We start from the raw sequence: 11,896 nt of genomic DNA, 5'->3' as shown, positions 1-11,896 counted from the left end.
GGCAGGGTCCAGAGCGGAAAAGAGGTGGCCTGCCGGGATAAAAAAAGCCGGGACGCCAATGCGCCCCGGCTCTCTTCAACAACGGAAGGATACGGATTACTCGGGTTTTTCCTGGTCCTCTTCGTCGTCTTCGTCATCGTCTTCTTCTTTCTGGATGTCATCAGAGAGAATCAGGACGCTGCCCTGGCCCATGGATTTGGAAGCGAAGGCGAATGCAGTGGAAGACAGGGACAAAAGCATGGATACGAGGATGATCAAAAACAGCAATGCGATTTTTTTCATTTCAAAAGAATCCTTAAAATATAAAAGGGTTGATACCAATGGTTGATTCATTCCTGGAAGGTGTGTTCATCCTAGGCGACCGTGTGGATAAACCTCCATCTCTCCTCAAAAGTTGATATTCAGGACAGACCAACTTGGTGCCGAAAGCATCGCAAACTCCCGACGGCCTTCACGCCCGGGTCTATAGGCGAGCGCGGCAGGAATGCACTTCCGGCGTAAACCCAACAATTCGATTTCAACACGCACAACGGCGGCTGGTGTCGAATTGAAAACTCGTGTTACTTACTTAAAGGAAACCAGTTGCGAAAAGTGACTGTTCCAGCTTATCGGTGACGGCAAAGTCAGTGATGTCTTCCCGGGGAAGGAAGCTCGCAGGGTGAGGAGACCCGTCAAAAAGCAAAAAAGAATAAAGAACGCAATGCGCGTACATCTTGTGTCAGGAACAGCTCCCAAGGTGCGAAATTAATTCTATTAGACGGCATTCCCCATCAAAAACAAACAAAAAAATAAGGGTTTTGAAAAAAAACTTGGCCGAGCGGGCAAGTATTAATCTATTGTTTTATAAGCAGTTAGTTTGGTTTGGGGGGGGGTGGCACAGCGGGAAGGACAGGCGGGGTTTCCGTGGAATGGTTTTAGAACGGAAGTTTGAACTCCTTCAGCAGGTCGCCTGCAGGGCCCGGCAGTTTGGGGAGCAGGGCTTTCTGGGTAGCCTCGCCCAGCAGGTTCTGCAGGGAGGACTCGCGGGAGTCGAGCAGCTTGCGCAAGTCCACGAGATTGGACACGGCGCCGGTGGAATCTTTCAACGGCCCCTGGGTTTTTTCCAGAATAGCGGCGTTCAGTTTTCCTTCGAATTCTTTCACCTTGTCGTCGAACACGCCGCGGATGGCGCGGTTCAGCGTTTTGTCGAGATCGGATTCCACTTTCACCGCGTAATCGGTCACCGTTCCGGAAACAAGGAAGTTGAGATAAAATCGGCTGACGGAGTTGAGGGTCTTTTGCATGATGTTGGCCAACTCGCCGCTTCCGGACTGCGTCCACTTCATGTTCATGTCGCGCGTCTGCACGTTTATGGTTCCGGTCAACGCTTCCTCGCTGACGACGTTGAACGTGCTTTCGATGTCGGCCCCACCCTGTTCCACCTTGACGGCTTCTCCTGTTTCAAAGCCGGACAGCTTCAATCCCCCGATGCGCGTCTTCAATGTGTCGCGCCCCTCGGTGCCGGTGCGGTCCACAGTCAGGTCGAGATTGAAGCGGTCGAATCTGGGATGGTTGCCGGCGTCGAATTTCACCACCATCGGCTTCCCGTGGATCTTCTGATTGTCCGAGAGGTCATTCAGGTCCCCTGAAACCTCCTGGCCGAACAGTGTGATGGACAGCTTTCCGTGGCGCACCAGGAAATCCGGCGTGGGTTTCGGTTTCAGAAACTCGATGGTCAGACCCTTGCCGCGTTCAGGCGTTTCCGGTTCCGGCGCCACGGGTTCCTTTTTCTTCTTCAGGTAGGGTTTGGCTTTTTCATAATAGCGCCGGGCTTTGTCGAGGTGGTCTTTCAATGGACCCGCCACCAGCGCCCCCACCATGCCGGTGCCGCCCTTGAGGTCCAGCGAATACTTGCTCTTCAACCGCTCGAGGTCTTTCCTGGGCAGGTCCTTGAGGTCCCGCACCAGGGCTTTGGCTTTTTCCGTCTCCGCCTTCAGTTCCGATTTCAGGTTTTTGATTTCATCGACCCGTCCCTCGATGTCCCCGCGCAGGCTTTGAATGTCCGCGGTGATGGCTTGAATGTCTCCCGGCCCGGAAATCTTTTTGGCGCGTTGTTTGATGCCGTCGATCCTCTGTTTGATCTCATCGATGGCGCCTTTGCCGTACCGGTTTTCAATGCGGTCTTCCCATTTGGCTTTCGTCGCCTTCACGTCCTCCTTTACTTCCTTCACGCGTTCCAGTGTTTCCAGTTTTTCGCTTTGCAGGATTTCCCTGGGCGATTTGAATTTCATGTCCTTCAAAACGTCAAGGCCGCCGAAGCCCGGACCGGAACTGCTGTCCCCCGCTTCCTTTTCTTCCGGCTCCTCCTTTTTTCTGGCGGGTTTCTTTACCGGGCGTGCCGGGGTCTTGCGCTTGGTGTTGAAGGCGATGCCGTCTGCGGTCAGTTCGTCGATGATCAGCTTTTTGGAAAAGGCCTGGTTGAGGTCGAAGTTGAAGGTGAAGTTGCCGATCTCGACGATGTTTTCGTCCAGCTTCTCGGCGTTGGCGATCTCGATGCCACTGATTTCGATGGAATGGTCCAGCAAGGATGTTTTCACCGATGTCACATCGACCTGCGCTCCGAGCGCCTGCGAGCCCTGCTCCTCGATGGTGTTTTCGATCAGGCTGTCGAGAAAAAGCAGAAGGAATCCCGCGATCAGTCCCGTCACGACAACGAAAGGGATCAGTCCCCACCAGCGGATGAAGCCCGGTTTTTTATTCATGACGCGGTCTCCACGGTGTCGGGGATTTTGAGGAATTTGAGAAACGGAACGCGGTCGATCAGCGCATTGAATGCCAGCCGGTATTTGACGATGAGTTTGTTGAACACAAAAATCAGCGGCATGCCCAGGACCAGGGTAAAGACCAGGCTGCCCATGACAATGGTGTTGTTGAGGTTTCCGAGCAGAAAGACGGGACAGCTGAAAAACTGTGTCCAGAACCCATGCAGGCCTTCCGAGGTCAACAGCGCGTAACCGATGCGATGGAAAAGAGGGTCGAGAAGAAACGCGAACAGCGTGCACCCGGCGAGGCTCAACAGGAACATGCCGAAGTTGACGTTGAGGAAAAAAACGAGAAGCAGGACGACCAGGTTGTGCAGGCTGAGAAGCGGAGTGAGGCCGGCTACTGCCCCCAGTACCAGGGCCACGCTGATCTGCCAGGGGCGCTGGTTGGAGTTGAGCGCTTTCAGGATTTTAAAAATCCGGCTGAACACGAGGTCCCCCCTTGATGATGGAACCGGATGACGCGTTTCGGAAAAATTCAAAACACGGAATCAGTGTAACACACTTGCAGAAAGTGCAAGATTTCATTCTTTCGCCTCATTTGCTTTCCTTTTGGTGTTTTTCGATGCGGGGGCGTTCAGTTTTGTAAACGCGATCACCGTATCCCCGGGTCCCGGGCTTCCGGAAAAGTTTTCCGAACCGAATGCGATTTTTCCTTTGCCCGTCACAAGAATCAGGTAGTAAGGGGGGTGCAGTTTGGCCGTGAAGGCGTCGAAGGTATGCTCCTCGGTCAGCTTCGATTTCTGGAACGTCCACCCCTGGTAATAGCGGTCCATCAGCACTTCAAAGCGGGCCTCTTCATCAAAAGCGATGCGGCCCAGGTGGGCGCTTTGCACGCCTTTTTCTTCCTCAACCTTTTTCTCATGGAAAGGCAACTGGTACACCCGGTCGCGGCCGAAGTGATGAATGAACGCGTTGCAGACAAGGGCGTTGTAGGCATCGTTCTCGGATGCGGCCAGCAGGTACCCCATTTCCGCCAGGTCCATGTTCTGTTCGCTGGTTTCCGACAGGATTTCACCATAGTGGATCGGAAGGCCGCGCAACCGGGCGTCCTTCAGGCGGTGCCAGGTACCGTCCACCAATATCACCGGAAGGTTCAATTCGCGGAACACCGACGCCAGTTCCGTGGTCCATGGATTGGCCCCGACGATGACCACTCCCTCCTGCTTGTCGGAGGACAATTCCAGTTTGCGGGAAAGCCACTCCAGGGAAAGCCCGTGCAGGACGACGGTGAAAACGATCACGCCAAACACCAGCGGTAGCAGGTACACCGCATCCTCGTATCCCTGTTCAATCAGGCGCGGCGCGAACAATCCGGCCACCGATGCGGCAACGATGCCGCGCGGCGCGATCCACCCCAGCAGGACGGTTTCATTCCATTTCAGGCCCGAGCCCAGGGTGCCCAGTCCCACCGCCAGCGGGCGTACCAGAAACAGGATACAGAAGATGAATCCCACCGCCCGCCAGTCGAGGCTGGTGAAATGCTTCGCATCCAGGTCCGCCGTGAGCAGGATGAACACGGTTGCCACGAGGAGGGTGGTGACGTTTTCCTTGAACTTGCGGAGTTCGTAAAAGATGAGCATGCGAATGTTGCCCATGGTGATGCCGAGCACCGTCACCGCAAGGAGGCCCATTTCCTCCGCCAGCAGGTCTGCGATACTGAACAGCGAGATCACCATGCACAGCACCATGGGGATTTTCAGGAATTCCGGGACGTGTCCCTTTTCGAATGCAAATTTGAGAAACAGACCTCCCGCAATGCCCAGTGCCACGGACCCCGCAATGGCCAGCCCGAAATGCACGAGTATGGATTCGGTGGTCTGTGCGGTGCCGTGCGTGAGGATTTCCGCCACCAGCACCGCCAGCAGAACACCGATGGGATCGTTGATGATGCCTTCCCATTTCAGCACCGACGCCGTGCGCGGAGACAGTTTGGCGTGGCGGACCAGGGGAAGGATGACCGTCGGGCCTGTCACCACCAGGATGGCCGACAAAAGCACCGAAACCGGCACCGACAATCCGGCGACCCAGTGACAAGCGGCAAACCCGAATCCCCACGACAATGGAAGGCCCAGAAGAATGATCTGCTTCACTGCCCGGCCGGACTGTTGCAATTCATGAAAGCGCAGGTTCAATCCGCCTTCGAACAGGATGATGGCGATGGCCAGTTTGATGAGGGCCTGAAGCAGCGGGCCAAAGTCTTCAGTGGGGTCGACCCATCCCCCCACCGGGCCGATCATCACTCCCGCCACGAAAAACAGGACGATGGAAGGAATACGGATGCGCCATGCCAGCCAGTGCATGCTGATGCCCAGGATGATGACGCCAACCAGTTTTTGCAGGGTGAATTCCAATGTTTGGATTCCGGTTGTGAGAGAAGATGGGTGGCAGACCTGAGGAATTTATTGTAAAGCAATATCACCGGAAAAGAAGGACATCATTTCAATCCGGCTCCAGAGGGGGGTAAAAGGGAAGGGAAACATGAAGTTGCCTGGGAAGCCGGGCCCCGGTTGGGTTGAGCCCGGCATCCGCTTCCTGATCACTCTTGCAGGTGATGGGTGAAATTCCAGAGAAAGCCCGCAAAAGCAGCCAAAGCGAGAACGGCCATGGACAGGGCCGTTGGATCGGCATAATCATAAACAGTCAGCATACATGTTCACCTCCTTTGGTTTTTTAAAGAAAGTCAGAAACCCAGATTTTCCCTTCTTAGGGAAGAATGGAAAAGGCACCACTACCGAGTTGTCTTGCAGTGGCTCCCAATTAACTTATGAAATTTAATAAAACGGTCCGGGAAAAAGGCAAGGCAAAAAAATAGCGTAAAGCAATACATTCGGGAGCGGGGGAGGTAGCAATTGACAGTTCTGAGATGAACCACAAGGGCTCACGCGAAATCCCGCGCAAGCCCTTGTTCCGAAGCTCCCGATGGCATTTTGGTTCAGGCCTTGGGAGGCGAGCTCATCCGGGTGCGGTCAAATGGGCAGGTGTTGAAATTGAAGATGGCGTACAGAGGGCACCATCCAAGAATTCCGGTCAGAATGGGGATGAAGGCGATCACGCCCAGTGTGATACCCCACGGGCCTCCCGACATCCAAGCCGCGGCCAGAAGCGCAATCCCAACAACCACCCGCACCCAACGGTCCATTCGTCCTGCATTTGCGTTCATCATGACAACCTCCTTTCAATCTGTTTTTCCTTCCTTCTTCTGGAGGCGTGATTCCCGCCTCCACTACTAACATGGTTCCTTTGACCCCAGGAATCCATTAAATCGCCCTGCCGGGAGCCGGTTTTGGAGGGGGGTGAGATTGAGAAGGGGGATCAAATTTAAACAGCTGCCACCCCGGTGAAAAAGTGAAATCGGGGATGCGAATCTGGTCATTGGACGGGCGCAGGGATGGTGTACAATGACCCGGATTGAAAGCGACCAACCAGGGATAGTTCTTTTGGCCACACGTGTTCCCAAAATCGATTCCTTCGACCTCAAACCACAACGGAAACTGGCGGGCAAGTACGAGGTGCTGTCCAAACTGGGGGCCGGCTGGGAGGGTGAGGTGTACAAGGTGAACGAAATCAGCACCGGCATCGAGCGCGCCGCGAAGCTGTTTTTCCCGCAGCGCAACGTGCGCAACAAGGCGGCCCGGGTGTACGCGCGCAAATTGCACAAACTGCGCCGATGCTCCATCCTCATCCAGTACCACACCAAGGAGATCATCACCTACCGGCGCATTCCCATCACCGCACTCATATCCGATTATGTCGAGGGTATTCTGCTCTCCGAGTTTTTGCAGAAGTTGCCCGGCAAGCGCCTGCCCCCGTACCAGGCGACGCACCTGCTCTACGCGCTGGCCAAGGGCATCGAGGAAATCCACCTGCTGAACGAGTACCACGGGGACCTTCACAGCGACAACATCATCGTCAACAAATTCGGCCTGAGTTTTGAAATCAAACTGCTCGACCTTTACAACTCCACCGATGCCAAGCTGGCCAACATGCGCGACGACATCTGCAGCCTGGTGCAGATCTACCACGAGTGCATGGGGGGCCGGAAGCATTACCGAAAATTGCCGCCGACGGTGAAGAAAATCTGTTGCGGTCTCAAGCGCTCCCTGATCCTGAAAAAATTCCGCACTGTCTCCCAACTGCGGGAACACCTGGAGCTGCTGGAATGGGAGTACGATTGGTGAGGTGGAACGGCTGGATGTGCCTCGGCGTGTGGTTGGTGCTGAGTCTCTGGACGGAGCCGGCGCAGGCGCAGCGGCAGGAATTCGATCCGGAAAAAGCACGGCAGGAATGCTCCAACGGCGTCACCATCTACTGCCTGGCCCTGGGCATGGAAGCGGAACGGGCGGGCGACCGGGACCTGGCTCTCGAGTATTACCGCATCGCCTGCACCAGCCACCCCACGCCCGGCCACCTGCGCGCCTGCACCCCTCTTCTGCACCTGTCCCGGCAGATGGAGCGCCTGCAGGAGGAGGTGCGGCCCCTGGAAAAGCGCTGCCAGGACGGAAACAAGGAAACCTGCTTCTACCTCGGCAAGGAGTACCTCAAGATCGGGGAATTGAACCGGGGAAGCGACCTGCTTCTGCCCCTCTGCCGGGAAGGGTACCCCTCTCCCGATCCCAATGATTACGGCGCGTGTTACCACATGGCGCGCGGTTATGAGCGGTCCCAGCACTATGGCCGGGCGCAGGAGTTGTTCGAACTCGATTGCAATCGCAACCCGGGCAAGGCCCGCGCCAGTTGCGAGGCGCTTTTGCGCATGGCATACGTTCGCAAGGAAAGTGAGAAGGTGGCCTGGAGCCAGGTGCAGGAATTCCGGTGGCTGGAAATCGCGCTTGGTGTTCTTGCCGTGATGCCGCTGGTGGGCACGTGGTTGTGGTACCGTCAAAAACCGTGGGCCTGGCAGTGCCTGCGGGCGGGACCCGTTATCGCCGGAATCAGCCTGGTGTTGTGGGAACTCTCGCCGAAGGAAGAAAACCTGCCGCCTGCGGACCGCATCGTGAGCGTTCTATCGTTTCTGGCTGTGGTGGGGCTGGCGGCGATGGCGCACCAGAAACTGCAGGAGCGTCAGGACACCTCACCCCCCAATCCCCCGGAGCCGCCGACTCCCGATTCCCCGGTGTGATTTTTTTAACCCCGGCTTTTTATTCCATTGGATGCGTTGATACAAAAAAGCCCGACCTTCAAAAGGCCGGGCTTGTTGCGTTATCCGGTAATGCGAAAAAAGCGGGTTACTGAATGCTGACCAGCTTGATGTCGAAGATCAGGGTTTTGCCGGCCAGCATGTGGTTTGCATCCAATGTGGCCATGTCGCCCTGTATGTCCTTGACGGTCACGATGTTGCCCTGTCCGTCCATCAACTGGGAACCGGATTGCACCTGTGGCGGCAATTTGCTTTTCTCGATCTGGAACACCAGTTTGTCATTGTACGGGCCATAGGCTTCGTCCGGCCCCATCGTGACGGTTTTGGATTCGCCCACCTTCATGCCCATCACCGCCTTGTTCATTCCTAAAATGATCTGTTCCGTGCCGACGGTGAACTTCAGGGGTTCGCGGCCTTCGGATTTGTCAAACACCGTGTCGTCCTGCAGTTTTCCGGTGTAATGGATCTCGATCACGTCGCCTTCCTTTACGGCCCGATCGTCCGCCCACACCGGGGACGTCACCAGCAACACCGCAATGAGTGCGAGAAACCATACCGACCGGGTCATGCTTGCTTTTTTCATAAATCACCTGATTTTTAGAGTGAGGGTTGACAGACCGGGATGCCGCCATCCGAATCTGCGCCAAAGAAAGCGGAAGCCGCACGGTCCACCGCATTCTTGAAAAAACTATATCCATTCAACCAAAAGGGGAAACAAGGAAATGAAGGAGGGAGTCCGCCTTCAAAACCGCCTGCGCGGTTTCCCAGAATGAGGTCGATTTAGGTGAATCCAGGGTAGGGTCGGTGCAACGAAGGGTGGCTAAAGGGCTCGAGTTCCGGATACCCTACCGGGTGCTCCAATGAATCCAATCTTTTATGATTACTTTGACAGCAATGATATCCGATTTCAAGCGAATTTCAGGTGAGGGAAGGCTGTTTTATCTCCCGTTAAACGTGAAACCGGCCGCTATTTTCAACATTTAGGCACCGACCGCGAATCTCAGGTCTGCGGCGGATCCTCTATGTGTTTTTCCAGTTCCGGCTGGTGCGGGAAATCGGCGAGCGGTCCCAAAAGGTCACGGTCTCGGGTGAACGTCGGCGGACTCTGGATGTACAGCGACAACAGGTCGGCCAGCGACATCAGGGACTGGATGTGCGTTCGTTCGTACCCGTGCGATGCATCCAGGCCGAAACAAAGTAGCGCGGTGCGGATGTCGTTTCCCGCTTCCATGGCGGCGGCAGCATCGCTGCGGTAATGGTTGAATACGTCACGCGCGTGTTCGATCTTGTATTTCTGACAGATTTCGATGACCTTCGAGGTCAGGTGGCGATCGAAGGGACCGCTGGAATCCTGCATGGATATGGTGACTCCGAATTCGCTGGTATTCTGTCCCGGGGCCAGGGTGCCGTTGTCCACGGAAACCAGCTCGGCCACGTCGCCGTGAAGAACGTGTGAGGCGCCAACGCCGACTTCTTCCGAGATGGTGAAAAGCAGGTGGCAGTCAAGATCCAGGGGTACTTTGGCTTCCACAATGGCCTTGGCTGCGGTGAGGATGGCGGCGACCCCCGCCTTGTCGTCCAGGTGACGGGAAACAATGTAGCCGCTGTCGGTGAACTCGGGATCGGCATCGATGGCTATGAAATCGCCGACGTTGAACCCCGCTTCCTCCAGGTCCTTGCGGGAGTTGCTTTCCATGTCCACCCGCACTTCCAGGTTGGACCACGCGGTGGGCTGGGTGTCGACCTCCTCGTTATAAGTGTGACCGGAAGCCTTGAGTGGCAGGATCGTGCCGCGGCAGGAGCGGTCGTCATCCATGTACACCGTCACGCGCGCGCCTTCGGCAAAGCGCGGGGACCAGGTGCCGATGGGCACGGCTTCCAGCCTTCCATTTCCACGTAAATTTTTCACCATCGCCCCCAGTGTGTCGAGGTGGGCGACGATGGCCCGGTCGGGGCTTTGTACCTTTCCGGACATGTTGGCGCGAATGGCGCCGCGGCGCGTCAGTTCGAAGGGGATGCCCAGTTTTTTAAGCTCGTGACACAAAACGTGCACGATGGTGTCGGTCAGTCCGGTCGGGCTGGGAATTTCCAGCAGACGGAAGAGGATGCGCATCAGGTAACTTTGATCGAGGTTGAGACGCTTCATATATTTATATTCTTTCGGTCAGGATAAGGTTGTGTGGATGGCCGGTCCCTCGCCGTGCGTGTCGACACGGGTTTGGGGAAACAGGAGATCGATGAACTTCTCCGCCGTGGGTTGCGGTTCGTGATTGGCCAAACCGGGCCGTTCATTGGCTTCGATGATTTTGAACTGTTCGCCATTCACCGTGGGTACCATGAAATCGAAACCGACCACGGGAATGTGGATTGCCTTGGCGGCGCGTATCGCGGCCTCCGCCAGTTTCGGGTTCAGGTCCGTGGTGACATCGAAGATGGTGCCGCCGGTGTGCAGGTTCGCGGTCTTGCGCACGGGGATCACCGTTCCGGACTCCGGTAGGGAGTCGAAGGTGTACCCCGCGTCGCGAATGCATTGTTCCGTTTCCGCATCGAGGGGAATCTTTGCCTCGCCGCCGGTAGCGGTTGCGCGCCTGCGGCTTTGTTTTACGGTGAGCTGTTTTACCGTGGACCGTCCGTCACCTATGATCTGTGCCGGGTGCCGCACCGCGGCGGCCACCACTTCAAAATTGATGACGATGATGCGCAGGTCGATGCCTTCCACGAATTCTTCCAGAAGAACGTGGTCGGAGACCCGCTGGGCTTTTTCAATGGCGGCCCTGAGCTCGGTGTCGTTTGCAGGCTTGATGGTGATGCCCGTGCCCTGCTCGCCGTCGGCGGGTTTCACCACGATGTCACCATGTTGCTTTAAAAATTCCCGATTCTTTTTTGCACTGCCTGCGGGCATTTGGTCGGGCGTGGGCAAACCCTGCCGTTTCAAGAAACGGCGCGTCACGGCCTTGTCCGCGCACAGGCTCATGGCGATGGAGCTGGTCAACTCGCTCAAGGATTCACGGCAGATAATGGTGCGCCCGCCAAAGGTGAGAGAAAAGTAACCGGCTTTTTCGTCCATCACGTGCACGCCGATGCCCCGCCGCCGGGCCTCGTTGATGATGATGCGGGCGTAGGGGTTGAGATTGCTTTCCGGCAACGAACCGATGAAAAGCTTTTCGTTGATCGGGTTTTTCTTCTTGATGAAAAACAGCCGTGCGACTTCGAACCCCAGTTTTTCATACAAAGCCATGGCCTGTTCGTTGTCGTGGATCACAGAAAGATCCATATAGCTGCGGCCCTGCTGCTGGAAATATTCCGCCACGCTCCGCACCAGCGCTTCGCCGATTCCGGGGTGCTCCGCATGCGGGTCCACGGCAAGCGACCACAGGCTGGAACCGTTGTCGGGGTCGCCGAACGCTTCTTTGTGGTCCACGCCCTGCACCATCGCCAGTATTTTTCCGGAACGGTTGTCCTCCACCACGCGGAAGATGAGGTGGGGTGAATCCTTGTGTTTCATGGTGAAGCTCACCGGAATTTGCACCATGTGATGGGCTTTGTAAATGCGGTTGGCTTCCTGGATATCGCGCCGGTTTTGAAGGGGTCGTACGGTGAAGCCGCGCGGGGGAAGGCCGCCCTCTTCGTACTTGTTCAGCCAGAGGCGAAGGGTGTGCGATGGATCGAGAAACAATTCCTGCGGCGCCAGTGACAACGCAACCTGGGGGTCGTGGATGTACAGGGCGATGTCGCGCTTGCCCTTGCGTTCCTGGCAGATGGTATGGACGAGTTCGTGGCTGTCGGTGAAGGTGTTGGCAAAAACCAGCCGCCCCCAACCGCAATCGAGCGCAACATTGCGCGGGGCTTCTGCTTCCGAAACCTTCTTGTGGACGTCCCTGAACTCGCTGATGGGTATGAAACGCCGCGGAGCTTTTTCCGAGGTTTTCATCATGGATTAATTAAACGTTCCTTG

Annotated in this window: 10 protein-coding genes; 2 read left to right on the top strand and 8 right to left on the bottom strand. The window is 56.2% G+C overall.

All coding sequences use genetic code 11. The features are described from left to right. Positions 1 to 96: 96 nt before the first annotated feature. The 5 genes from ACTRW9_RS02475 to ACTRW9_RS02455 form a co-directional block, all read right to left on the bottom strand. Entirely contained in the window at positions 97 to 282 is a 186-nt protein-coding gene (locus ACTRW9_RS02475; protein WP_442428185.1) for a hypothetical protein, read from the bottom strand. Positions 283 to 914: 632 nt separating this feature from the next. Continuing rightward, the gene (locus ACTRW9_RS02470) at positions 915 to 2,741 is read right to left on the bottom strand and encodes a TIGR03545 family protein (protein ID WP_442428184.1); all 1,827 of its coding nucleotides are present in this window, start codon (positions 2,739 to 2,741) and stop codon (positions 915 to 917) included. Beyond that, a complete protein-coding gene (locus ACTRW9_RS02465) occupies positions 2,738 to 3,232 on the bottom strand; it encodes a TIGR03546 family protein (RefSeq protein ID WP_442428183.1) in 495 nt (164 codons plus the stop codon). Before ACTRW9_RS02465 ends, ACTRW9_RS02470 begins: the two co-directional genes overlap by 4 nt. Before the next feature lie 93 nt (positions 3,233 to 3,325). Beyond that, positions 3,326 to 5,155 (bottom strand): cation:proton antiporter, encoded by a 1,830-nt coding sequence (locus ACTRW9_RS02460; RefSeq protein WP_442428182.1) that lies wholly within the window; start codon positions 5,153 to 5,155, stop codon positions 3,326 to 3,328. Between the two features lie 581 nt (positions 5,156 to 5,736). Continuing rightward, a complete protein-coding gene (locus ACTRW9_RS02455) occupies positions 5,737 to 5,967 on the bottom strand; it encodes a YgaP family membrane protein (protein ID WP_442428181.1) in 231 nt (76 codons plus the stop codon). Between the two features lie 274 nt (positions 5,968 to 6,241). On the opposite strand from ACTRW9_RS02455, the gene ACTRW9_RS02450 reads away from it, so the two are divergent. Both ACTRW9_RS02450 and ACTRW9_RS02445 read left to right on the top strand, forming a co-directional pair. Then, on the top strand, positions 6,242 to 6,982 hold the full coding sequence (locus tag ACTRW9_RS02450; protein WP_442428180.1) for a protein kinase domain-containing protein: 741 nt from the start codon (positions 6,242 to 6,244) through the stop codon (positions 6,980 to 6,982). Beyond that, positions 6,964 to 7,923, top strand: a complete 960-nt coding sequence (locus ACTRW9_RS02445) for a tetratricopeptide repeat protein (protein ID WP_442428179.1) — start codon at positions 6,964 to 6,966, stop codon at positions 7,921 to 7,923. The genes ACTRW9_RS02450 and ACTRW9_RS02445 overlap by 19 nt, the downstream gene beginning before the upstream one ends. A 106-nt stretch (positions 7,924 to 8,029) precedes the next feature. On the opposite strand, the gene ACTRW9_RS02440 is transcribed toward ACTRW9_RS02445, so the two are convergent. From ACTRW9_RS02440 to ngg, 3 genes are all read right to left on the bottom strand, one after another. After that, positions 8,030 to 8,524: an FKBP-type peptidyl-prolyl cis-trans isomerase gene (locus ACTRW9_RS02440; RefSeq protein ID WP_442428178.1), complete on the bottom strand. Its 495-nt coding sequence runs from the start codon at positions 8,522 to 8,524 to the stop codon at positions 8,030 to 8,032. A gap of 417 nt (positions 8,525 to 8,941) precedes the next feature. Further along, entirely contained in the window at positions 8,942 to 10,087 is a 1,146-nt protein-coding gene (locus ACTRW9_RS02435; protein ID WP_442428177.1) for an osmoprotectant NAGGN system M42 family peptidase, read from the bottom strand. Between the two features lie 18 nt (positions 10,088 to 10,105). After that, on the bottom strand, positions 10,106 to 11,875 hold the full coding sequence (gene ngg / locus ACTRW9_RS02430; RefSeq protein WP_442428176.1) for an N-acetylglutaminylglutamine synthetase: 1,770 nt from the start codon (positions 11,873 to 11,875) through the stop codon (positions 10,106 to 10,108). Positions 11,876 to 11,896: the final 21 nt, after the last annotated feature.

Origin of the sequence: Nitrospina sp. 32_T5 (assembly GCF_052156635.1) — a bacterium.
Taxonomy (GTDB): Bacteria; Nitrospinota; Nitrospinia; order Nitrospinales; family Nitrospinaceae; genus Nitrospina.
The sequence above is the reverse complement of the archived record's forward strand: the minus strand, read 5'-3'. Positions and strand labels throughout refer to the sequence as shown.

Coding starts and splice junctions, on each gene's coding strand:
- ACTRW9_RS02475 (WP_442428185.1), bottom strand. CDS start 282: ATGAAAAAAATCGCATTGCTGTTTTTGATCATCCTCGTATCCATGCTT.
- ACTRW9_RS02470 (WP_442428184.1), bottom strand. CDS start 2,741: ATGAATAAAAAACCGGGCTTCATCCGCTGGTGGGGACTGATCCCTTTC.
- ACTRW9_RS02455 (WP_442428181.1), bottom strand. CDS start 5,967: ATGATGAACGCAAATGCAGGACGAATGGACCGTTGGGTGCGGGTGGTT.
- ACTRW9_RS02445 (WP_442428179.1), top strand. CDS start 6,964: ATGGGAGTACGATTGGTGAGGTGGAACGGCTGGATGTGCCTCGGCGTG.
- ACTRW9_RS02440 (WP_442428178.1), bottom strand. CDS start 8,524: ATGAAAAAAGCAAGCATGACCCGGTCGGTATGGTTTCTCGCACTCATT.
- ACTRW9_RS02435 (WP_442428177.1), bottom strand. CDS start 10,087: ATGAAGCGTCTCAACCTCGATCAAAGTTACCTGATGCGCATCCTCTTC.
- ngg (WP_442428176.1), bottom strand. CDS start 11,875: ATGATGAAAACCTCGGAAAAAGCTCCGCGGCGTTTCATACCCATCAGC.